Annotated in this window: 20 protein-coding genes; 18 read left to right on the top strand and 2 right to left on the bottom strand. The window is 49.2% G+C overall.

Features of this window, described 5'->3' with window-relative positions; translation table 11 throughout:
* The first annotated feature begins 3 nt into the window (after positions 1–3).
* The 14 genes from ispG (at position 4) to A1sIA56_RS04405 (ending at position 15,416) form a co-directional block, all read left to right on the top strand.
* Positions 4–1,155 (top strand): flavodoxin-dependent (E)-4-hydroxy-3-methylbut-2-enyl-diphosphate synthase, encoded by a 1,152-nt coding sequence (gene ispG / locus A1sIA56_RS04470; RefSeq protein WP_095673741.1) that lies wholly within the window; start codon positions 4–6, stop codon positions 1,153–1,155.
* A gap of 21 nt (positions 1,156–1,176) precedes the next feature.
* Positions 1,177–2,910 (top strand): proline--tRNA ligase, encoded by a 1,734-nt coding sequence (locus tag A1sIA56_RS04465; protein WP_095673740.1) that lies wholly within the window; start codon positions 1,177–1,179, stop codon positions 2,908–2,910.
* Positions 2,910–3,689: a sulfite exporter TauE/SafE family protein gene (locus A1sIA56_RS04460; protein WP_095673739.1), complete on the top strand. Its 780-nt coding sequence runs from the start codon at positions 2,910–2,912 to the stop codon at positions 3,687–3,689. The genes A1sIA56_RS04465 and A1sIA56_RS04460 overlap by 1 nt, the downstream gene beginning before the upstream one ends.
* A 47-nt stretch (positions 3,690–3,736) precedes the next feature.
* Positions 3,737–4,213, top strand: coding sequence for a ribosome maturation factor RimP (gene rimP / locus A1sIA56_RS04455; RefSeq protein ID WP_095673738.1), 477 nt, complete (start codon positions 3,737–3,739; stop codon positions 4,211–4,213).
* On the top strand, positions 4,213–5,190 hold the full coding sequence (gene nusA / locus A1sIA56_RS04450) for a transcription termination factor NusA (protein WP_095673737.1): 978 nt from the start codon (positions 4,213–4,215) through the stop codon (positions 5,188–5,190). The genes rimP and nusA overlap by 1 nt, the downstream gene beginning before the upstream one ends.
* Positions 5,191–5,381: 191 nt before the next feature.
* Positions 5,382–8,084 (top strand): translation initiation factor IF-2, encoded by a 2,703-nt coding sequence (gene infB, locus A1sIA56_RS04445; protein WP_095673736.1) that lies wholly within the window; start codon positions 5,382–5,384, stop codon positions 8,082–8,084.
* Positions 8,085–8,086: 2 nt separating this feature from the next.
* Positions 8,087–8,554 (top strand): 30S ribosome-binding factor RbfA, encoded by a 468-nt coding sequence (rbfA, locus tag A1sIA56_RS04440; RefSeq protein ID WP_095673735.1) that lies wholly within the window; start codon positions 8,087–8,089, stop codon positions 8,552–8,554.
* Positions 8,551–9,426 carry a tRNA pseudouridine(55) synthase TruB gene (gene truB, locus A1sIA56_RS04435; RefSeq protein ID WP_095673734.1) on the top strand — a complete coding sequence of 292 codons (876 nt, stop codon included), beginning with the start codon at positions 8,551–8,553 and terminating at the stop codon, positions 9,424–9,426. The genes rbfA and truB overlap by 4 nt, the downstream gene beginning before the upstream one ends.
* Before the next feature lie 18 nt (positions 9,427–9,444).
* Positions 9,445–10,332: a bifunctional riboflavin kinase/FAD synthetase gene (locus tag A1sIA56_RS04430; protein WP_095673733.1), complete on the top strand. Its 888-nt coding sequence runs from the start codon at positions 9,445–9,447 to the stop codon at positions 10,330–10,332.
* A gap of 134 nt (positions 10,333–10,466) precedes the next feature.
* Positions 10,467–10,736, top strand: coding sequence for a 30S ribosomal protein S15 (gene rpsO, locus A1sIA56_RS04425; protein WP_095673732.1), 270 nt, complete (start codon positions 10,467–10,469; stop codon positions 10,734–10,736).
* 198 nt (positions 10,737–10,934) lie between these two features.
* Complete coding sequence (locus A1sIA56_RS04420; protein WP_095673731.1) at positions 10,935–13,136, top strand: polyribonucleotide nucleotidyltransferase; 2,202 nt, start codon at positions 10,935–10,937, stop codon at positions 13,134–13,136.
* Between the two features lie 4 nt (positions 13,137–13,140).
* Positions 13,141–14,418 (top strand): M16 family metallopeptidase, encoded by a 1,278-nt coding sequence (locus A1sIA56_RS04415; protein ID WP_095673730.1) that lies wholly within the window; start codon positions 13,141–13,143, stop codon positions 14,416–14,418.
* A complete protein-coding gene (gene dapB, locus A1sIA56_RS04410) occupies positions 14,415–15,155 on the top strand; it encodes a 4-hydroxy-tetrahydrodipicolinate reductase (protein ID WP_095673729.1) in 741 nt (246 codons plus the stop codon). Before A1sIA56_RS04415 ends, dapB begins: the two co-directional genes overlap by 4 nt.
* 3 nt (positions 15,156–15,158) lie before the next feature.
* A complete protein-coding gene (locus A1sIA56_RS04405; RefSeq protein ID WP_095673728.1) occupies positions 15,159–15,416 on the top strand; it encodes a glutaredoxin domain-containing protein in 258 nt (85 codons plus the stop codon).
* Positions 15,417–15,418: 2 nt separating this feature from the next.
* Here A1sIA56_RS04405 and A1sIA56_RS04400 read toward each other — a convergent pair whose 3' ends face one another.
* The gene (locus A1sIA56_RS04400; protein WP_095673727.1) at positions 15,419–15,724 is read right to left on the bottom strand and encodes an AzlD domain-containing protein; all 306 of its coding nucleotides are present in this window, start codon (positions 15,722–15,724) and stop codon (positions 15,419–15,421) included.
* Entirely contained in the window at positions 15,721–16,389 is a 669-nt protein-coding gene (locus tag A1sIA56_RS04395) for an AzlC family ABC transporter permease (protein ID WP_223298408.1), read from the bottom strand. Before A1sIA56_RS04395 ends, A1sIA56_RS04400 begins: the two co-directional genes overlap by 4 nt.
* A 60-nt stretch (positions 16,390–16,449) precedes the next feature.
* On the opposite strand from A1sIA56_RS04395, the gene thyX reads away from it, so the two are divergent.
* Genes thyX through A1sIA56_RS04375 form a run of 4 tightly spaced genes read left to right on the top strand, consistent with a single transcriptional unit; the run spans position 16,450 to position 22,143 of the window.
* Positions 16,450–17,169 carry an FAD-dependent thymidylate synthase gene (thyX, locus tag A1sIA56_RS04390; protein WP_095673725.1) on the top strand — a complete coding sequence of 240 codons (720 nt, stop codon included), beginning with the start codon at positions 16,450–16,452 and terminating at the stop codon, positions 17,167–17,169.
* 16 nt (positions 17,170–17,185) lie between these two features.
* The gene (dapA, locus tag A1sIA56_RS04385; RefSeq protein ID WP_095673724.1) at positions 17,186–18,082 is read left to right on the top strand and encodes a 4-hydroxy-tetrahydrodipicolinate synthase; all 897 of its coding nucleotides are present in this window, start codon (positions 17,186–17,188) and stop codon (positions 18,080–18,082) included.
* A gap of 3 nt (positions 18,083–18,085) precedes the next feature.
* Entirely contained in the window at positions 18,086–19,771 is a 1,686-nt protein-coding gene (locus A1sIA56_RS04380) for a ribonuclease J (RefSeq protein WP_095673723.1), read from the top strand.
* 50 nt (positions 19,772–19,821) lie between these two features.
* Positions 19,822–22,143 (top strand): FtsK/SpoIIIE family DNA translocase, encoded by a 2,322-nt coding sequence (locus tag A1sIA56_RS04375; protein WP_190276987.1) that lies wholly within the window; start codon positions 19,822–19,824, stop codon positions 22,141–22,143.
* The last annotated feature ends 55 nt before the right edge of the window (positions 22,144–22,198 follow it).

Raw genomic sequence — 22,198 nt, 5'->3', positions numbered from 1 at the left:
CTCATGGTTGATCTCGGAATTCCAAGTGCTCCACCTCCTACGCTGCACCCGCGTCGCAAGACACGGCAGCTCAATGTGGGCGGAGTCGGCGTAGGTTCTGATTCACAGGTCAGCGTTCAATCAATGTGTACAACACTCACATCTGATGTGAACTCAACTCTGCAACAGATCGCAGAACTCACAGCCTCTGGTTGCCAGATCGTTCGTGTGGCTGTTCCTTCACAAGATGATGCTGATGCACTTGCGCAGATCGCTAAGAAGTCACAGATTCCAGTTATTGCAGATATTCACTTCCAGCCTAAGTACATCTTCGCTGCAATCGATGCCGGATGCGCCGCTGTTCGCGTAAACCCAGGCAACATCAAGCAATTCGATGACAAGGTTAAAGAAGTTGCTAAGGCAGCAGGAGATGCGGGAATTCCAATCCGTATCGGAGTAAACGCAGGATCACTCGATCCACGACTTCTTAAGAAGTACGGCAAGGCAACTCCTGAAGCACTCGCTGAATCTGCTCTCTGGGAAGCTTCCCTCTTTGAAGAGCACGGTTTTAGCAATATCAAGATTTCCGTAAAGCATCACGACCCAGTAACAATGGTGAACGCCTACCGCATCCTTGCGGCAAAGTGCGATTACCCATTGCATCTTGGCGTCACTGAAGCTGGTCCAATCTTCCAAGGAACGATCAAATCTGCGACAGCATTTGGAATTCTTCTTGCAGAAGGTATCGGCGACACAATCCGCGTCTCACTTTCAGCACCACCTGTTGAAGAGGTGAAGGTCGGAATCTCAATTCTTGAATCCCTAAACTTGCGTCAACGTAAACTCGAAATCGTTTCTTGCCCTTCATGTGGACGCGCGCAAGTAGATGTCTACACACTTGCTGAAAAGGTTCAGGCAGGACTTCAAGGAATGACAGTTCCACTTCGCGTTGCCGTAATGGGTTGCGTTGTAAATGGTCCTGGAGAAGCGCGCGAGGCTGATCTCGGTGTTGCATCCGGAAACGGTAAAGGTCAGATCTTTGTTAAGGGTGAAGTCATCAAGACAGTGCCTGAAGCGCAGATTGTTGAAACACTTATCGAAGAAGCTATGCGTCTTGCTGAAGAGATGGAAGCCGCAGGCGTTCCATCAGGAGAACCTTCCGTCACAACTTCGTAATAGTCAGGTAGGGTTCGCGATATGTTGCGAATGTCCACACTTTTCTTACGCACGCTCCGCGATGACCCAGCAGATGCTGAAGTTCCTAGCCATCGCCTCTTAGTTCGCGCTGGATACATTCGCCGTATCGCTGCAGGTGTGTACTCATGGCTGCCACTTGGTGTCATCACTCTTCGCAATATTGAGAACATTGTTCGCGATGAAATGGATAAGGCAGGATTCCAAGAAGTTCACTTCCCAGCACTTCTTCCAAAAGATGCTTACGAAACAACCGGTCGTTGGAACGATTACGGCCCAGACCTTTTCCGCCTCCAAGATCGCAAGGGCGCTGACTATCTTCTAGGACCAACTCACGAAGAGATGTTTACCCTTATGGTGAAGGGCGAGTACTCGTCTTATAAAGATCTGCCACTTGCTCTCTATCAAATCCAGACAAAGTATCGCGATGAAGCGCGCCCACGTTCAGGAATCATCCGTGGCCGCGAGTTCGTCATGAAGGATTCTTACTCATTCGACCTTACCGATGAAGGTCTCGTTGAGTCCTATATGCGCCACCGCGCTGCATACATCAAAACTTTTGATCGCCTTCGCATGAAGTACAACATCGTCAGCGCTGTATCAGGTGCAATGGGTGGATCTGCTTCCGAAGAGTTCTTGGCTCCTTGTGAAACAGGAGAAGATACCTACGTTCTCTGCGAAAAGTGTGGCTATGCAGCAAACGTTGAAGCCATGACAACAGTCGTTGCACCAAGTGATGCATCAGGTGTTGCAGCTCTTGAAGTCTTTGATTCACCAAATACTCCAACTATCGACACTCTCGTAGAACTCCTTAATGCAAAGTTCGGTGGGGGATACGACGGTGGAATGACTCTTAAAAACGTCATGTTGATGGCTGATGAAACTCCAATCTCTGTTCTTGTGCCCGGCGATCGCGAAGTAGATCTCAAGCGTCTGCAAGCAAACCTTGCTGGCGTCAATGACATCCGCGTATTTGAAGAACCAGATTTCGCCAGGTTCCCAGGACTCGCTAAGGGTTACATCGGACCACAGGATGCAAAGAAGAATGGCATTACCGTTTATGCAGATCCACGTATTGCACCAGGTACTTCATGGGTAACAGGTGCAAACGCTAAAGATAAGCATGCTCGCAATGTTGTTAATGGCCGTGACTTCGAAGTCGATCACTACATCGAAGCAGCGCAGATCAAACAAGGCGATGCATGTCCAAAGTGTGCAACCCCAGTCATCATTGATCGCGCAATAGAAATCGGCCACATCTTCCAACTTGGTCGCAAATATGCAGATGCACTTGGCCTCACAGTTCTTGATCAGAACGGTAAGTCTCAGGTTGTCACTATGGGCTCTTATGGCATCGGTGTTTCACGCGCTGTCGCAGCCATTGCAGAACAGAGCTATGACGAAATCGGTCTTTCATGGCCAGTGGAAGTTGCACCTGCAAAGGTTCATGTTGTCGCAACCGGAAAAGACGATGCTGTCTTTGAAACTGCCGAGAAGATTTCAGCCGATCTTGAATCACGCGGAATCAGCGTCATGATTGATGACCGTCGCGGAACGAGCCCAGGAGTAAAATTCAAGGATGCCGAACTCATCGGTATTCCAGTAATCGTTGTTGTCGGTAAGGCACTTGAACAAGGAAATGTTGAAGTTCGAGTTCGCAAGAGCGGTGAAAAGTCAGAGGTTGCTGTGGCTTCTGCCGTCGATTCGATTGCAGCTCTCCTTCCAACGTTGAGCTAATGCTCGAAAATCTCACCGCGATTAATCTCGCTCTCCTTGGCCTTGCCATGTTTACCGCCGGCTTTGTCGATGCCATCGCAGGCGGGGGAGGGCTTATCCAGACTCCTGCAATGTTGCTCTCATTTCCTGATCGCAACCCTGTTGAGGTCGTTGCAACATCAAAGACTGCAGCGTTCTTTGGGACAACGACTGCCGCAATTAAGTATCGTAAATCCATCAAGACTGATCCTCGATTACTTCTTGCAATGGTCTTTCCAGCATTCATTGGGGCGGCTATTGGCGCGCACTTAGCATCACGAATCTCATCTGAAAGTTATAAGAGCTCAATCTTCTTCATCATGATTGCGATCTTTATCTATACATTGGTCAAACCTGAACTCGGCAAGAACCACGTCGAAAAGTATGCGCCACGAAAGTTGATGTCCATCGGTGCAATCGCCGCATTCATTATTGGTTTCTACGACGGATTGATTGGTCCAGGTACGGGCACAATGTTGATGATCGCACTCGTTGCCATCATGGGTTTTGCCTTTGTCGGAGCTTCTGCAATCGCCAAGGTAGTAAATGCGACCACAAACTTGGCTTCAATCATTGTGGTGGGTTTAACCATCGGAGTCATGTGGAAGCTTGGCTTGGTTATGGGTATTGCTAACTTGGCTGGGGGATATGCAGGTTCTCATATGGCGCTTAAGAAGGGTTCAGGTTTCGTCCGAATCTTCTATCTCATCGTGACTGCGCTACTCATCTTGCGACTTGGATACTCGCTCTACTTCGAGTAAAATTTCGCCTGCTCAACAACTGAATAACAATCGAATAGGACATAATCATGGCTTTGAAAGACCAAGTTTCTGAACACATTACGCCAGCGCTACAGCAAGCTGGATATTTCCTCGAAGATGTAAATATCGTTTCACCTGGCCAGCACCGCATCGTCACTGTAATTGTCGATGGCGAGAGCGCCCTCAATCTTGATCAAGTCACTGTCGCCTCAAAGCTGGTGTCTGAACTTCTTGATGAAGCTACCTTTATGGGAGAGACCCCATTCACTCTCGAAGTTACCTCACCCGGAATTGATCGTCCGCTTACGCTTCCTCGTCACTTTGCAAAGAACAATGACCGCCTTCTAAAGGTCACACAGACCGACGGCGTTGTTGTTACAGGCCGAATTCTTTCTAATACCGATACCGATGTGACGCTCACAGTTGTAGAGAAGAAAGAGACCAAGGAAGTCACTATCTCTCTTGCAGATATCAAGCGCGCACAAGTAGAAATTGAATTTAATCGCAAGGATGGAGATAAGTAATGGGCGTCGACATTTCAGCGCTCGTTCAGCTCACTGAAGCTAAGGGCATGCCACTCGAGCAATTGATTCAAATGATCGAGGCTGCAGTGCTTACCGCTTACACCGAAACTCCAGAACCAAATCGCTATGCCCGCGTTCAACTTGATCGCGAAACCGGCGATATCCATATCTTCGTTCCAACATTTAATGAACTCGGCGAACGCGTCAGCGAAGATGTACTCGAGGTCGAAGGTTTTGATCGCATGGCAACATCAACTGCTCGCCAGACAATCAAGCAGCAGATGCGCGCAACTAACGATGCTGAAATTGTTGGCGAGTTCACAACTTCTGTGGGCGATGTTATTTCGGGAATTATTCAACAGGGTCGCGATCCCAAGATGATTCACGTCAACCTTGGCCGCATCGAAGGAAAGATTCCGCCACAGGAACAAGTTCCCGGCGAGGTCTATACCCACGGCGAACGCATCAAGTGTTTTGTTGTTGAGGTAAAGCAGGGGCTTAAAGGTCCGGAAATCATGTTGTCGAGAAGCCACCCAGGACTTGTGAAGCAACTCTTTGCACTCGAAGTTCCTGAAATCAAAGATGGAATCGTTGAAATTATGGGTGTATCTCGTGAAGCGGGCCATCGCACCAAGATTGCAGTGCGTTCACTGCGTGCAGGAGTTTCACCAAAGGGTTCATTGATTGGACCACTCGGTGCACGTTCACGCGCAGTGATGGATGAACTCAACGGCGAGAAGATTGACATCGTTGATTACGATGAAGATCCAGCGAAATACGTTGCGCATGCTCTGGCTCCTGCAAAGGTAACAAGCGTGACCGTGGTTGATGAACTTTCTCGTTCAGCTAAGGTCGTTGTTCCTGATTACCAACTCTCTCTTGCTATCGGAAAAGATGGACAGAATGCCCGTCTTGCTGCACGCCTTACTGGCTGGCGCATCGATATTCATCCAGATACCCCGGCGCCAACAGCGTAAAGCCCCGCACGAAATAGGGAATTTCCCGCTCTTTCGATAGACTTACCCCATCACGCTGGCACGTAAGTGCGGCGTAATTAACGAAATGGATGCGAAAGATATGAAACTCAAATGAGCTCGTTTACATCATGAGGTCGAACAACTAGGGCTCGCATCCCACAAGAATTTATGCGGGCCAAGACAGGAGAAATGTGTCAAAGGTCCGCGTACATGAGTTGGCAAAACAACTCGGTATGGAGAGCAAGGAAGTCCTTGCAAAGCTCCAAGAAATGGGCGAATTCGTCCGATCAGCATCATCAACAGTTGAAGCACCCGTAGTCCGCAAGTTAGTTGCGCTCTATCCTGATGCAAAACCTGCTGAAGATAAGAAGCCAGTCAAGAAAGCAGCAGCAAAGAAGACCGCTGCCTCAAAGAAGACTGCCGAAGTAAATCCAGAATTAGCAGCAGAACTCGCAGCAGAACTCGGCGTTGATCTTGCAGCTCTTAAGGCATCACGCGATGCTGAAAAGATTGCGCAAGAAGAAGCAAAGGCTGCAGCAAGTGAAGCAACATCTGCTGAATCAACTCCAGCGCCAGGTGCAACGCCAGCAACTCCAGCTGCACCACGTCCTGGTAACAATCCATTCTCAACAGGTGGCGCAGTTCCACGCCCACCTCGTCCAGGAAATAATCCTTTCTCAGCAGGTGGCGCAGTTCCACGCCCACCAGCACAACGCCCAGGTGCACCTCGTCCAGGAATGGCAGGAGCGCGTCCAGGTTCTGTGCGTCCAGGTTTTGCAGCACGTCCTGGTGCACCTCGACCAGCAGGTGCTGGAACAGGAACAGGCAATTACCCACCACGTACAGGTGGCGCACCATCATCAGGTCCATACCGTTCACAAGGTGCACCTGGTGCAGGTGGAACAGCCGGTGGTCCACAACGTCCAGGTGGTGGCGGTCCTAATCGTGGCCCAGGTCGTGGCGGTACTGCGGGTGCGTTCGGAAAGAATGCAAGTAAATCTTCAAAGCGTAAGCAGAAGTCACGTAAGGCGCTGCGCGAAGAATTCGACAATATGCAAGCACCACAACTGGGTGGAGCAGTTATTCCTCACGGTGATGGAAAGACAAAGATTCGTATGCGCCGCGGTGCATCCCTTGCAGATTTCGCTGAAAAGATTGGTGCAGATCCAGCAGCGCTCGTATCAGCGCTATTCCACCTTGGTGAAATGGTTACTGCAACGCAATCAGTGGATGCCGATACCTTCGAAATTCTCGGTGCGCAGCTTAAGTACCAGATTGAAATCGTTTCACCTGAAGATGAAGATCGTGAACTTCTCCAGGACTTCGATATCGATCTAGCTCAAGAGCTCGAAGATATGAACCCTGATGATCTCGTTGCACGCCCACCAGTTGTTACTGTCATGGGTCACGTCGATCACGGTAAGACATCTCTTCTCGATGCAATCCGTAAGACCGAAGTCATTAAGGGCGAAGCGGGTGGAATTACTCAGCACATCGGTGCTTACCAAATCCACCACGACCACGATGGCGTTAACCGCGCAATCACCTTTATCGATACACCGGGCCACGAAGCGTTTACAGCGATGCGTGCCCGTGGTGCAAAGGTCACAGATATTGCAGTGCTCGTAGTTGCTGCCGACGACGGCATAATGCCTCAGACAATTGAAGCGCTTAACCACGCTCAAGCTGCTGATGTTCCAATCGTCGTTGCGGTCAACAAGGTTGATAAGGAAGGCGCGAACCCAGATAAGGTCCGCCAGCAATTGACCGAGTACAACTTGATCGCTGAAGAGTACGGCGGAGACACAATCTTCGTAAACGTTTCTGCAAAGAAGGGCGAAGGCGTCGATGCACTTATCGACTCAATTCTCTTGACCGCAGATGCTGCTATCGATCTTCGTGCAATCGCTGCCGATGATGCTCGTGGTGTTGCTATTGAAGCGCACCTCGATCGTGGTCGCGGTCCAGTTGCAACTGTTCTAGTACAACGCGGAACTTTGAAGATTGGTGATGCAATCGTCGCCGGTGGTTCATTCGGTCGCGTACGTGCAATGCTCGATGAGCACGGTGCAAATGTTGAAGAAGCTGGTCCATCACGTCCTGTACAGGTTCTCGGTTTCACATCTGTTCCAAACGCTGGAGATACATTCCTCGTCGCAGAAGATGACCGCACCGCACGCCAGATCGCCGAGAAGCGTCAGGCTGCAGAACGTAATGCGCAATTGGCTAAGGCTCGCAAGAAGGTTTCTCTCGAAGACTTCATGGAGCAGTCCAAGATTTCAACACTTAACCTCATCCTCAAGGGTGACGTTTCAGGTTCTGTTGAAGCCCTCGAAGACGCACTTATGCAGCTCGATGTCGGAGCAGAAGTTGACCTCCGTGTTATTCACCGCGGCGTAGGCGCAATTACCAAGAGCGATATCACTCTTGCATCAGCATCGACTGCTGTTGTGATCGGCTTCAACGTTAAGCCTGAACCACAGACAGCAATCTTCGCCGATCAAGAAGGCGTTGAAGTTCGCTTCTACTCTGTTATCTATAACGCAATCGAAGAAATCGAGCTCTCACTTAAGGGTCTCCTTAAGCCTGAGTACGAAGAGGTTATTCTCGGTAACGCAGAAGTTCGCGATCTCTTCAAATCTTCAAAGGTCGGGACAATTGCTGGATCTATCGTTACGGACGGAATCATCCGCCGTAATGCAAAGGGACGCGTATTGCGTCACGGAGCAGTACTTGCAGAAGATGTCACTATCGAATCCCTCAAGCGCTTTAAGGATGATGCAACTGAAGTCAAGGAAGGCTTTGAGTGCGGTATCGGCGTAGGCAAGGGTGCTGATCTTCAAGTTGGAGACATCATTCAGGTATTCGAGATGCGCGAGAAGAAGCGCGCATAACCATGGGAACTTCACACCGCAGCCATAAGGTTGCAGACCGCATCAAGGTAGTAGTGGCACAGCTGCTCGAGACAAAAATCAAGGATCCGCGTCTTGGCTTTGTCACTGTTACCGATGCGCGCGTTACTGGAGATCTCCAGAACGCCTCTATCTTCTACACCGTTCTTGGTGATGAAGATGAGCGCGCTGCAACTGCTGCGGCTCTCGAATCTGCAAAGGGCGTTATTCGTAGCGCTGTAGGCAAGGATTTGGGAACACGCATTACCCCGTCACTCGAATTTATCCTCGATGGTCTTCCAGAATCTGCAAAGGCGCTTGATTCACTCCTTGAACGAGTTCATCTTCTCGATGCAGAGGTCGCAAAGGCTCGCGAAAATGCAAAGCCAGTTGTTGAAGATCCTTATAAAGTCCCACGCATTCCATCTGATGCGCATGACCAAGGTCATCGCAATAATAATGATGAAGAATGAGTGACGGATTCTTAGTCGTCGATAAAGCTGGCGGAATGACTAGCCACGACGTTGTGGCCGTTGGTCGCAAAGCACTTGGCACACGCAAAGTAGGACATGCGGGCACTCTTGATCCGATGGCCACCGGAATCCTTGTACTTGGCTTCGGCAATGGAACTCGGTTATTGCAGTACATCACTGATGGCGATAAGTCTTATGTCGCAACTGTTGTTCTTGGCGCATCAACAATCACCGATGATAAAGAAGGCGAAGTAATCGCCTCTGCTGATGCATCGAAGGTTTTAGATTCAGATATTGAAAAGATTCTTAAGGCAATGATCGGAACAATCGCACAACGTCCTTCATCTGTCTCTGCCGTAAAGGTCGGGGGAGAGCGTGCCTACGATCGCGTGCGCGCGGGTGAAAAATTCGAACTTGAAGCACGTAACGTCACCATTACTCAGCTCGACATTCTTGCGGTACGTCACCTCGAAGTCACCACAGAAGTTGATATTGAAGTCACCTGCTCTGCAGGCACATTTATACGCGCGATTGCTCGCGACCTCGGCGAATCTCTCGGCGTCGGGGGACACCTCAGCGCTCTGCGCCGTACCCGCGTTGCAGGTTTTACTGAAAAAGATGCCTGCAGCTTCGAAGACCTCAAGGCGCAGAAGTTCACAGCTCTCAACCTCGCCGACGTAGCGCGCACAACATTTACCCCACGCGAATTGAGCTTGGAAGAAGTTCAGGAACTTTCATTCGGTCGCCCACTTGCAGAAAATGGAAATACTGTAATCAACGCCGCACTTTCACCAGATAATCGACTTATCGCGCTTTTGAAAGATGAAGGCGGCAAGGCGAAACCCATTGCGGTTTTTGCGGCGGCGAACTAGGTAAGGCAAGATTCGAACATGAGCGAGACCAGCGTCGTAGTAATTGGCGTCTTTGATGGCGTCCACAAGGGCCACCAACTTTTGCTCAATCGCGCCAAAGAGAGCGCAGATGGTCGCTCAATTATCGCCCTGACATTTGACCCGCACCCCACCACAGTCTTTGCACCAGATCGCGCTCCAACAATGCTCACAACCTTGGCTGATCGCGTAGAACTCCTGAAGATCCATAACGCAGATCAAGTTGCCGTCATGAAGTTCAACGAGAAATTCGCAGCGATGTCACCCGAAGATTTCGTACAGACAGTTCTGGTCAATCAGCTTCATGCCAGCACGGTCATTGTGGGCAAGAACTTCACCTACGGCCATAAAGCTGCGGGAAATGTAGATTCACTGATTCAGTCTGGGATCACACACAACTTCACTGTTGATGTTCAAGAACTCAAAGCAGATACCGAAGTTATATCGTCTTCACGTATTCGCAAGCTAGTCATCGAAGGCAAAGTTGAAGAAGCTCGCGAGCTTCTATCCCGTCCACATCGCCTCGATGGGGTTGTGGTTCATGGAGAAAAGCGCGGGCGTGAAATTGGATACCCAACAGCTAATCTAGGAAATATTGACGGGCAAACAATTCCTGCAGATGGAATCTATGCAGGGTGGCTCACTGTCGGAATCAACTTCTGGCCTGCTGCGATTTCAATCGGCACCAATCCAACGTTTGAAGGTGCGCGCGGTCGACAAGTAGAGGCATATGCACTCGATCAACAAGGTCTCGACCTTTATGACAAGAACGCATCGATTGAATTTGGCTGGTATTTACGTCCAACTCTCAAATTCGATGGTCTCGATGAGCTCTTGGTGCAGATGAAGAAAGATTGCGATAAAGCTCGCGAATTGACCGAGAAATAGGCGTAATCCAGCCTCAATTTCACTTATCCACAGCCCGCAGGTAAACTTCAGCTTGTCCAACGAGATTGTCGATCATCCGAGAGTACAACCGGATGGCCTCCTGGTCAGAATGACTGAATGAAAAGGAAATAAAAATGGCGTTAACACCAGAAGTAAAGAAAGAAATCATTGCAAAGTACGGATCATCAGCTACTGATACAGGAAGCCCTGAAGCTCAGGTCGCACTTTTGTCACGTCGAATCGAAGACATCACAACTCACCTTAAGACCAACCCGCATGACCACCACAACCGTCGTGGCCTCTTGTTGCTCGTAGGTCAGCGTCGCCGCATTCTTCAGTACCTCGCAAAGACAGATATCAATCGTTATCGCGCAATTATCGAGAAGCTCGGAATTCGCCGTTAATTTTTAAAAGTTAATAAGTAGTACTTGGTAGGAAAGTTGGGCCTCATACGGAGGCCTGACTGGAGCATCAGCGCCCACGAGGATAAATGGTCCTCGGTAGTGGCTCACGAAATGCTGATTCAGAAAATAATTTCGTGGACTTCGATCGAAGATTCATTTGCCTTATGTGGTGCGCTGACTTAATTAAAGGAGCGCCCTATGGAGGGTCAAGACGTAAAATCAGCAGTAGCCGTTATCGATAACGGAAAGTTCGGAAAGCGCGAGATCAAGTTCGAAACAGGACGCCTCGCTAAGCAAGCAGCAGGAGCTGCAGCTGTTTATCTCGATGATCAGACAATGATCTTCTCGGCAACAACAGCATCAAAGACACCTAAGGATCAATTCGACTTCTTCCCACTCACAGTGGATGTTGAAGAGAAGATGTATGCCATCGGCAAGATTCCTGGTTCATTCTTCCGTCGCGAAGGTCGTCCATCAGAAGAGGCAATTCTTACTTGCCGTTTGATCGACCGCCCATTGCGCCCATCATTTATTAAGGGACTTCGTAACGAAGTTCAGATCGTTGTGACAGTAATGGCGCTCGATCCAGATCACATGTACGACGTGATTGCGATCAACGCAGCTTCAATGTCTACACAGCTCGCAGGTCTTCCATTCTCTGGTCCAATCGGTGGTGTACGTGTTGCACTAATCGACGGCCAGTGGGTTGCATTCCCTAACCACTCACAGGTCGAGAACGCTGTATTCGATATGGTCGTAGCAGGTCGCGTAACAGCTGACGATGTTGCAATCATGATGGTTGAAGCTGAAGCAACAACTCGCACAATCGGACTCATTGCTGAAGGCGCTAAGGCTCCTACAGAAGAGATCGTTGCGCAGGGTCTTGATGCTGCAAAGCCATTTATTCGCATTCTCTGCGAAGCACAGTCAAAGCTTGCAGCAGTTGCTGCAAAGCCAACAGCTGACTTCCCAGTGTTCCTTGATTACCAGGATGATGTATTTGCAGCAGTTGAAAAGGCTGCAAAGGATGATCTTGCAAAGGCACTCACAATTTCAGGTAAGCAAGAGCGCGAAACTAAGATCGATGAGATCTCAGCTTCAACAAAGGAATCAGTTTCAGCTGCCTTCGAAGGCCGTGAAAAGGAAGTTCCTGCAGCGTTCCGCTCACTCACAAAGAAGCTTGTACGTCAGCGCGTACTTCGTGACAAGATCCGTATCGATGGCCGTGGACTCCGCGACATCCGTGCCTTGTCAGCTGAAGTAGAAGTAATTCCACGCGTTCACGGTTCTGCAATCTTCGAACGCGGAGAGACACAGATTCTCGGAATCACAACTCTTAATATGCTCAAGATGGAACAGCAGCTCGACACAATGAGCCCTGACACATCAAAGCGCTACATGCACAACTACAACTTCCCACCATATTCAACTGGTGAAACAGGTCGTGTTGGTACACCTAAGCGCCGCGAAATCGGTCACGGTGCACTTGCTGAGCGCGCACTTATCCCAGTACTTCCAACTCGCGAAGAGTTCCCTTACGCAATCCGTCAGGTCTCTGAAGCACTTGGTTCAAATGGATCAACTTCAATGGGATCTGTCTGTGCATCAACACTTTCAATGCTTCAAGCAGGCGTGCCTCTCAAGGCCCCTGTTGCAGGTATTGCAATGGGTCTCATCTCTGATGATGTCGATGGCAAGGTTGAATACGTTGCGCTCACAGATATTCTCGGTGCAGAAGATGCATTCGGAGATATGGACTTTAAGGTCGCAGGAACAAAGGACTTCGTTACAGCTCTTCAACTCGATACAAAGCTCGATGGAATCCCTGCATCAGTTCTTGCTGGCGCACTTCATCAGGCAAAGGAAGCGCGTCTTGCGATTCTCGATGTCATGAACGAAGCAATCGATACTCCTGATGAGATGAGCCAATACGCTCCACGCATCATCTCTGTAAAGATTCCTGTCGATCAGATCGGTGCAGTAATCGGGCCTAAGGGCAAGATCATCAACCAGATTCAAGATGAAACTGGCGCAGATATCTCAATTGAAGATGATGGAACCATCTACATCGGTGCAACCGATGGACCTTCAGCTGAAGCAGCTCGCGCACAGATCAACGCAATTGCTAACCCACAGATGCCAGAAGTCGGAGAGCGCTACCTCGGTACAGTCGTAAAGCTCGCAACATTCGGTGCGTTCGTGTCATTGATGCCAGGCAAAGATGGCTTGCTCCACGTATCTCAGATTCGCAAGATGCATGGTGGAAAGCGCATTGAAAACCTTGAAGATGTCATGAAGGTTGGCGACAAGATTCAGGTAGAAATCGGCGAGATTGATCCAAAGGGCAAGCTCTCTTTGGTTCCAGTTCTCGAAGATGGAACGACTCCAGCTGCTGAATAAGTAGATGTCAGTCAAACGCTCAGTTCACTCAAGTGGCCTGCGCATTGTTACGGAAGAAGTTCCGTCAGTGCGCAGCGCTGCTGTGGGAATCTGGGTCAATGTAGGTTCACGCGATGAAGCACCGGCAACAGCTGGTGCTTCTCACTTTCTAGAGCACCTTCTCTTTAAAGGAACGACAAGTCGAACAGCGCTAGAGATTTCATCTTCTATCGAATCTGTTGGCGGCGAGATGAATGCCTTCACATCGAAGGAGTACACCTGCTTCTACGCACGTGTTATTGATACCGATCTTCCGATGGCTATCGAAGTTGTTAGTGATCTCATCACTTCATCTATCGTTACAGCCCTGGATGTCGATGCCGAACGCAAGGTAGTCCTAGAAGAAATTGCGATGCGCGATGACGATCCAAGTGATCTCGTGCACGATCTCTTTAGCGACACTTATTACGGAGACACCCCAATCGGTCGCCCTATTCTGGGCACGATTGACTCAATCAACGGAATGTCACGCAATACAGTGTTTAACTACTACAAGAAGAAGTACCTGCCTCAAGATCTCGTTGTTGCTGTTGCAGGAAATATCAAACATAAGCGCGTCGTCGCCATGGTTGAAGAAGCTCTTTCTCGCGATAACTTCCTCGATGTTCTTGCAGCTCCTGTAGTTCGCCCCAATATTCCTGTGAAGAATTCAAAGCAGCAGTCAGTTGGGCTGATGTACAAGAAGAGCGAACAAGCCCACATGTTCTATGGCATGGAAGGCGTTGCTCGAGCCGATGATCGTCGTTTCTCTATGGGCGTTCTCTCTGCAGCTCTCGGTGGCGGAATGTCATCGCGCTTATTCCAGGAAATCCGTGAAAAGCGTGGCCTTGCCTATTCTGTCTACGCCTATGCACAGCAGTTCGCAGGTTCTGGAGTTCTTGGTTTCTATGCCGGTTGCAATCCGACAAAGGCAATCGAAGTTGTCGAAATCATCCGCAGCGTTTTATCAGACGTTGCAGATAATGGAATGACTCATGAAGAAATTGAACGCGCTAAGGGCGCAGTCCGTGGCTCACTCGTCTTGAGCCAGGAAGATACCGGCTCACGCATGAGCCGTATCGGCAAGAATGAAATCGTTTATGGCCAAGTCATGGATTTTGATGACATTCTCAAAGCGATTTCTCGCGTAAGCGCTGAAGACATCCGCGAAATTGCCAGCGAGTTCTTGGTGAAAACGCCTACCCTTGCTCTCGTCGGTCCATTTAAGAACGAATCAAAATTTGAAAAGGTGCTCGAGAAATGATCAAAGTAGGCGTACTCGGTGCACGTGGCCGCATGGGTTCAGAAGTTGTTAAGGCAGTTACTGATGCGACTGATCTCGAACTCGTTGCCGCCCTTGATCTTGGTGATTCATTAGACGCACTTGTTGCCAATGGCGCGCAGGTAGTCGTAGATTTCACGACTCCAGATTCAGTAATGGCCAACCTCGAATTTCTCATTGCCAACAACATCAACGCGGTTATTGGAACAACTGGTTTCGACGATGCTCGCATCGCAAAGATCAAGAGTTTGCTTGCATCTTCTAAGTCAGGCGTTCTTATTGCCCCTAATTTCGCAATTGGCGCAGTTCTGATGATGGAGTTCGCGACTAAGGCAGCTAAGTACTTTGAATCTGCAGAAATTATTGAACTTCACCACCCAAATAAGGTCGATGCTCCATCTGGAACCGCGGCTCGTACAGCAGAACTCATGGCGAAGTCTCGTAAAGAGGCAGGTCTTGCTCCAATGCCAGATGCAACATCAACATCGCTCGACGGCGCACGCGGTGCAACTGTGGGGGATATTCCAGTTCACTCTGTCCGACTTCGTGGATTAGTTGCACACCAAGAAGTTCTGCTCGGCGGAATCGGTGAAACACTCACCATTCGTCACGACTCAATTGACCGAGTTGGTTTTATGCCAGGAGTTCTTCTTGGTGTTCGTCAGGTTGTTACTCATCCAGGGCTGACATTCGGCCTTGAAAACTTTATGGAGGGTTAAGAGATGGCACAGGCAGATATCACAATGTACGGCGCCGATTGGTGCGGAGATTGCCGTCGCTCAAAGCGCCTCTTTGAAGAGCTAGATGTTCAGGTCAATCACATCGATGTAGAAGTAGATGAATCAGCTGCAGCAAAGGTGCAAGAGATCAATGGGGGAGCGAAGTCGATTCCTGTCATCGTTTTCTCAGATGGAACTCATCTGACAGAACCATCAGATAACGATCTCAAGGCCAAGCTCACTTCGCTCGGCATTATTTAACTTTACAGTCTGTATAACACTGCAGATGTAACGGCAGCTGAAATCACGACGACGAAGTATGGAGCTTTCAGGCTGAGGGCAATAAGTGCTACGGCAACTCCTGCTAAACGCTGATCAATAACCCACTTACCTTTCTCGGTAAGAGTCTGAACGCCAACGAGCGCGCTCAGTAGGGCAATTGGAATCAAAGTATTGATTCGCAGCATGCGCGGATTTGTTAAGTACTTCTCTGGAATCGAATGACCTGTGTATTTAAGGGCAAATGCAATCGCGCTGGTTCCGAGAACTCCTATCCACAGTGCACTCATGCGCGCACCTTCCATCCAAATGCAACGGCAAGTAGCGCTGTAGCAATAATCGGTAAGCCCGCTGAAATTACTGGACTGAGCGTAATGGCCAGAACAACTGCAGATGCAGCAAGTACGCGTTCGAATTTTCCTAGAAGTCTCGGCCAGACAAGGCCAAGAAATGCGGCAGGGACTGCGGCATCAAGACCCCATGCTGATGGATTTCCCATTGCTTGTGCGCCGAGTGCGCCAAGAAGCGTGAAGAAATTCCAGAAGATGTAGACGCCAAAACCGGTGAGCCAGAAACCATGTTTCATTGCATCGAGACCAAGATCTTCTTGACCGATTGATACACCGGTTGATTCATCAATCGTTACTTGCGCTGCAATCACTCTCTTCAGCCCGCGAACCTTTAATACAGGCGCCATTCGCAAGCCATAGAGACCATTGCGAATTCCGAGAAGTGAAGCAGTAGCAATTCCAGAGATTGCACTTCCTCCTGCACCCATTACTCCAACGACAGCAAACTGCGATGCTCCAGAGAAGGTCAAAAGTGAGAGAAGGCAGGTTTGTAGAATCGAAAATCCTGCTGCGATTGAGGCCGCCCCAAAAGCGGTTCCATATAGGCCAACAGTGAAGGAGACGCTCAGACTTTGGGTAGCGGTGGCGCGGTTCACTCTGGACACGCGGCAATTGTGCCCTAGATATCCAGAGGGTGGAGGGGGGTTGAAAGATAAGGTGCGGACATGTCTGAGACCGTAATTTTTAGAGACGATGTATCCGTTGAACTCATCAAGGCAAGCGCGAGCGATGCCGACGTTATTTGGGCAGCGCGTGTATCGACAGCTGGCGAACAATCAATGGATGAGATTGGCGAAGACCCAGCTCGTTCTGCGGGACTGATCAATTACCTTGCTCGCGAACGCCATGGTTCACCATTTGAACATACCTCTATGACCTTCTTTGTCTCAGCTCCGATCTTTGTATTCCGCGAATTCATGCGCCACCGCATCGCTTCATATAACGAAGAGTCAGGTCGCTACCGCGAACTCAAGCCAGTTTTCTACATTCCATCTCAGGAACGTAAGTTGGTTCAAGTCGGCAAGACCGGCGCATATACATTTGAAGATGGAACAGCTGAACAATTTGATATCAGCGTCAAGGCGATGAAAGATGCATATCTCATTGCTTACGATTCATATCAGAAGATGCTCGAAGCTGGCGTTGCCCGTGAAGTTGCGCGCGTAGTACTTCCTGTTGCTACCTATTCATCAATGTACGTAACCATGAATGCACGTGCACTCATGAACTTCCTTTCACTTCGTACAGCTCGTGAAGGTTCACACTTCCCAAGCTACCCACAACGCGAAATCGAGATGGTTGCCGAAAAAATGGAAGCCGAATTCGCGAAATTAATGCCTCTTACATACGGGGCATTTGAAAAATCTGGTCGTATCGCGCCTTAAGCGATAAGATGCCCAAATGAGTACGCAAGCGCCTTTCGGTCGACTCCTCACCGCAATGGTGACCCCATTTGATAAAGATGGATCCATCGACTGGGCTGGCGTAGAAAAGCTTGCACAACATCTCGTTGATACCGGCCACGATGGCATCGCTGTCAACGGAACAACCGGTGAAGCTCCAACAACTAAGTCATCTGAAAAACTTGAGATCATCAAAGTTGTAAAGAAGGTTGTTGGCTCAAAGATTCAAGTTCTCTCAGGCGCAGGCGATAACGAAACTTCTTACACAGTCGAACAAGCAAAGCGTTCACAGGATGCAGGAGCTGACGGACTTCTCGTCGTAACTCCGTATTACAACAAGCCTCCTCAAGCAGGCATCGAAGCACATTTCCGCGCAGTTGCAGCAGCTACCGATTTACCAATCATGATGTATGACATTCCAGGTCGCACCGGCGTTGAAATTGAATCTGACACCATCGTTAAACTCTTTGAAACTGTCGATAACATCGTGGCTCTTAAAGATGCAAAGGGAAATATCGCTGCAACTTCTTGGGTAATCAAGCGTTGCGGAATTCCTGTTTACTCAGGTGACGACATTCTCAACCTGCCATTCCTTTCAGTGGGCGCAGTTGGTTTCGTATCTGTCTGTGGCCACACTGTTGGGCTTCAGCTCAAAGCGATGCTTGATGCTTGGTTCGCCGGCAACTCTGTAAAGGCTCTTGAGATTCACCAACAACTCTTACCAGTATTTACCGGCACATTCCGCACACAAGGTGCAATTTTGACCAAGGCAGCGATGTCACTCATGGGTCTTCCCGGAGGAACAACACGTCTGCCACTCGTTGATGCAACCGAAGCACAGATCGAACAGCTACGTAAAGATCTGATTGCTGGCGGCGTCACGCTGAAGAATTAATTTATGACACAACATCCCCATCCAAATCTCGGTACGCCTAGCAAGCTAGTTGATGGCGGCTTGCGCATAGTTGCACTCGGTGGAATCTCTGAAATCGGTCGCAATATGACGGTCTATGAGACCAACGGGAAATTACTGATTGTGGACTGCGGAGTTCTCTTCCCTGAAGATAATCAACCAGGAATCGATCTGATTCTTCCCGACTTTAGTTATATCCGCGATCGCCTCAACGATGTTGTCGGTCTCTTCCTTACCCACGGCCACGAAGACCATATCGGTGCAGTTCCTTATCTCTTGCGCGAACGCGGAGATATTCCTGTCTATGGATCGCCACTAACCATCGCTCTAATTTCAGCAAAATGTAAAGAACATCGCATCTCACCTTTAACTCGTGAAGTCACCGAAGGCAATCGCGAAGATGTCGGCCCATTCGAACTCGAATTTGTTGCAGTCAACCACTCAATCCCAGATGCGCTTGCCGTTGCAATCCACACTAAGGCTGGAACTGTTCTACACACAGGCGATTTCAAGATGGATCAACTTCCACTTGATGGCCGCATTACAGATTTGCGCACCTTCGCTCGTTTGGGCGAAGAAGGAGTTGACCTCTTCCTCGTTGATTCAACCAATGCCGATGTTCCGGGCTTTACTCCTTCAGAGCGCGAAATCATGCCTGCGCTCAATCGCGTTATTGCATCCACTAAACGACGTGTCATCGTCGCATCGTTCTCATCACATGTTCACCGCGTGCAACAAGTAATCGATACCGCAGCACTTCACAATCGTCGCGTAGCTTTTATTGGCCGCTCCATGATTCGCAATATGAAGATCGCTGAAGATATGGGTTACCTCAACGTTCCAAGCGGAATTCTCTTCGATGCGCGCGAACTCGATAACTACGATGATCGTGTTGTACTTATCTGTACAGGCTCGCAAGGCGAACCAATGGCCGCCTTGTCACGTATGGCAAATGGAGACCACCAGATTCGCGTGGGCGATGGCGACACTGTCATATTGGCTTCATCACTTATCCCAGGTAATGAAAATTCTGTTTTCCGAGTCATCAACGAACTCACACGGTTTGGTGCAAAAGTTGTACATAAAGCTAACGCCATGGTGCACGTATCTGGTCACGCTGCTGCCGGCGAACTTCTCTATTGCTACAACATCGTGAAGCCGAAGTATGTCTTACCTGTTCATGGCGAATGGCGCCATCTCAAAGCAAATGCTGAGATTGCAATTCAGTCCGGTGTGCCACGTGAAAACGCTTTCATTATTGAAAACGGAATCGTTGTAGATCTCGTTAACCACGAGGCAGAAGTTGTGGGCGCCGTTCCTTGCGGGTTCGTTTATGTCGATGGCCAAAGCATTGGAGATATCACTGAATCCTCATTGAAGGATCGTCGAATCCTTGGCGAAGAAGGATTTATCTCTGTCATTGTCGTCATTGAATCCCAAACAGGAAAGATTGTTGCGGGACCAGATATTCATGCACGTGGATTTAATGAGGATGAAGCGCTCTTTGATGAAGTGCGTGGACAGATTGAGAAAGCTCTCACAGCAGCTGTTGCAGAGGGAGTTAACGGAACACATCAACTTTCACAAGTAGTGCGCAGAACTATCGGGGGATGGGTCGGCCAGAAACACCGCCGACGTCCGATGATCGTTCCCGTTGTCGTCGAGGTTTAGGTCGGCGCGCCTACGGGCTTGAAAAATACCCTCCACCTAAGATTGAAGGTGTGGCTAAGAAGAAGAAACGCACAACTAACAAGTCTTTCCTAAAGATTGTTGGATCTGCGCTGTCCTCTCTCTGGCGCCTTCTGGCTAAATCTCTCGGCTCATCAATTCGATTTGTAGCGCGCGGTGCTCGCGATCTTGATCCCGAACATCACCGTGACGGAGCAGCTCTGCTCGTCCTTCTGCTCTCGCTATCGGCATTCGCAGGAACATGGTTTAAGGCCGATAATTTTGTAGGGCGCAATCTTTACTCACTCTTCTATGGCGCCTTTGGTCGTATCGGAATTTTGGCTCCACTCGTTCTTCTCTACTTTGCCGTTCGTCTCTTTAGAAAACCTGAAGATAAGCACACAACGGGTCGCATCACTGTTGGAACTCTGACACTTCTAGTCAGCGCAACGGGTATTGCGCACCTTCTTAACGGATCTCTTGGCGCGGTAAATCCAACTGGCGCTACAGCAATTCGTGATGGCGGAGGCCAGCTGGGCTACTGGGTCGCCAAACCGTTGGTTGCGCTCATGACTTCACTTCTTGCTTACCCAGTTCTCTTCGCAACTTTCTTCTTCGGCGTACTTATCATCACTGCAACGCCAATATCTAAAGTCGGAATCCGCATCAAGGTAATTGCTATCTGGCTATGGTCAAAGAAGCCTGCACGTAAAGAAGATGACTTTGAAATTACCGATACGCCTCCTTTTGAGTCACCGGTTGTCGCCTGGAATCAAGAGCCTGATGAGATTGATGAAGAAGAGTTCGACCAAGAATTTACTGTTGAAATTCCAAAGGCTCCTCTTGATGCGCAATTAGTGAGCGCACCTAAGTCAGAGAAGCGCCCAGAGCAACTCTTGCTCACCAGCGATACGAAGTACGAACTTCCCTCGCAAGATCTTCTCAAGCTTGGCCCAGCAGCGAAAGCTAAGAGCAAGGCAAATGAAACTGTTGTGGCATCGCTTACCGAAGTCTTCAAGCAATTTGATATCGATGCCCAAGTAACTGGCTTCATGCGCGGACCAACTGTTACTCGTTATGAAGTTGAACTTGGAAATGCAGTAAAGGTCGAACGCATCACGGCGCTTTCAAAGAATATTTCGTATGCTGTTGCAAGTAGCGAAGTACGAATTCTCTCTCCAATTCCAGGTAAGTCCGCTGTAGGTATCGAGATTCCCAACGCTGACCGTGAAATCGTGGCTTTGGGCGATGTCATGCGCTCAAGTGTGGCGGGACAAGATCACCACCCAATGTTGGTCGCCCTCGGTAAAGATGTAGAAGGCAACTTTGTCTGTGCAAACCTTGCCAAGATGCCGCACTTATTAGTTGCTGGTGCAACGGGTGCAGGTAAATCTTCGATGATTAACGCGATGATTACATCAGTTTTGATGCGCGCAACACCTGATGATGTACGACTTATCTTGATTGACCCTAAGCGCGTAGAGCTCACTGCTTATGAAGGTATTCCGCATTTGATTACTCCGATTATCACCAACCCAAAGAAGGCAGCCGATGCACTCACCTGGGTTGTTCGTGAAATGGATCTGCGTTACGAAGATCTAGCGACATTTGGATTTAGACATATCGATGATTTCAATAAGGCTGTACGTGCTGGCAAGGTTGTTGCGCCTCCGGGATCTGATCGCGTCGTTGAGCCTTATCCATATCTACTTGTCATCATCGACGAGCTTGCAGATCTCATGATGGTTGCAGCGCGAGAAGTAGAAGAGTCAGTTGTTCGAATTACTCAGTTGGCACGTTCTGCAGGTATTCACCTGGTACTTGCAACACAGCGCCCATCTGTTGACGTCGTTACAGGACTTATCAAGGCAAACGTTCCCTCTCGTCTTTCTTTTGCTACATCTTCTCTTGCTGACTCACGAGTTATTCTCGATAGCCCAGGTGCCGAAAAACTCATCGGTCAGGGCGATGGCCTCTTTATTCCAATGGGAGCCAGCCGCGCAATCCGTATCCAAGGCGCCTATGTTTCAGAGCGCGAAATCGAAGCCGTAGTAGGCCACGTAAAGAAGCAATTAGCGCCACGTTATCGTGATGATGTTACGCAGGTTGCCCAGGCAAATAAGAATATTGATAAAGAGATTGGCGATGATCTCGAAATTCTTATTCAGGCAGTCGAACTTGTTGTCAGCACGCAATTTGGTTCAACTTCTATGTTGCAACGCAAACTTCGGGTTGGTTTTGCAAAAGCAGGTCGTCTCATGGATCTGATGGAATCTCGTGGAATTGTTGGACCGTCAGAAGGTTCTAAGGCGCGCACGGTGATGGTCAAGCCTGATGAAATCGATTCTGTGCTTGCTACGCTCCGCGATTATTAATTCGCGCCAAACATTGGGTGCGTTTTAGGGGTGATTTTGACGAAATAGAGAAACT

Origin of the sequence: Candidatus Planktophila sulfonica (assembly GCF_002288065.1) — a bacterium.
Classification (GTDB): Bacteria; Actinomycetota; Actinomycetes; order Nanopelagicales; family Nanopelagicaceae; genus Planktophila; species Planktophila sulfonica.
The sequence above is the reverse complement of the archived record's forward strand: the minus strand, read 5'-3'. Positions and strand labels throughout refer to the sequence as shown.

Coding starts and splice junctions, on each gene's coding strand:
- dapB (WP_095673729.1), top strand. CDS start 14,415: ATGATCAAAGTAGGCGTACTCGGTGCACGTGGCCGCATGGGTTCAGAA.
- rbfA (WP_095673735.1), top strand. CDS start 8,087: ATGGGAACTTCACACCGCAGCCATAAGGTTGCAGACCGCATCAAGGTA.
- A1sIA56_RS04405 (WP_095673728.1), top strand. CDS start 15,159: ATGGCACAGGCAGATATCACAATGTACGGCGCCGATTGGTGCGGAGAT.
- A1sIA56_RS04460 (WP_095673739.1), top strand. CDS start 2,910: ATGCTCGAAAATCTCACCGCGATTAATCTCGCTCTCCTTGGCCTTGCC.
- ispG (WP_095673741.1), top strand. CDS start 4: ATGGTTGATCTCGGAATTCCAAGTGCTCCACCTCCTACGCTGCACCCG.
- dapA (WP_095673724.1), top strand. CDS start 17,186: ATGAGTACGCAAGCGCCTTTCGGTCGACTCCTCACCGCAATGGTGACC.
- A1sIA56_RS04400 (WP_095673727.1), bottom strand. CDS start 15,724: ATGAGTGCACTGTGGATAGGAGTTCTCGGAACCAGCGCGATTGCATTT.
- truB (WP_095673734.1), top strand. CDS start 8,551: ATGAGTGACGGATTCTTAGTCGTCGATAAAGCTGGCGGAATGACTAGC.
- A1sIA56_RS04430 (WP_095673733.1), top strand. CDS start 9,445: ATGAGCGAGACCAGCGTCGTAGTAATTGGCGTCTTTGATGGCGTCCAC.
- A1sIA56_RS04465 (WP_095673740.1), top strand. CDS start 1,177: ATGTTGCGAATGTCCACACTTTTCTTACGCACGCTCCGCGATGACCCA.
- A1sIA56_RS04380 (WP_095673723.1), top strand. CDS start 18,086: ATGACACAACATCCCCATCCAAATCTCGGTACGCCTAGCAAGCTAGTT.
- rpsO (WP_095673732.1), top strand. CDS start 10,467: ATGGCGTTAACACCAGAAGTAAAGAAAGAAATCATTGCAAAGTACGGA.
- A1sIA56_RS04415 (WP_095673730.1), top strand. CDS start 13,141: ATGTCAGTCAAACGCTCAGTTCACTCAAGTGGCCTGCGCATTGTTACG.
- rimP (WP_095673738.1), top strand. CDS start 3,737: ATGGCTTTGAAAGACCAAGTTTCTGAACACATTACGCCAGCGCTACAG.
- nusA (WP_095673737.1), top strand. CDS start 4,213: ATGGGCGTCGACATTTCAGCGCTCGTTCAGCTCACTGAAGCTAAGGGC.
- thyX (WP_095673725.1), top strand. CDS start 16,450: ATGTCTGAGACCGTAATTTTTAGAGACGATGTATCCGTTGAACTCATC.
- A1sIA56_RS04420 (WP_095673731.1), top strand. CDS start 10,935: ATGGAGGGTCAAGACGTAAAATCAGCAGTAGCCGTTATCGATAACGGA.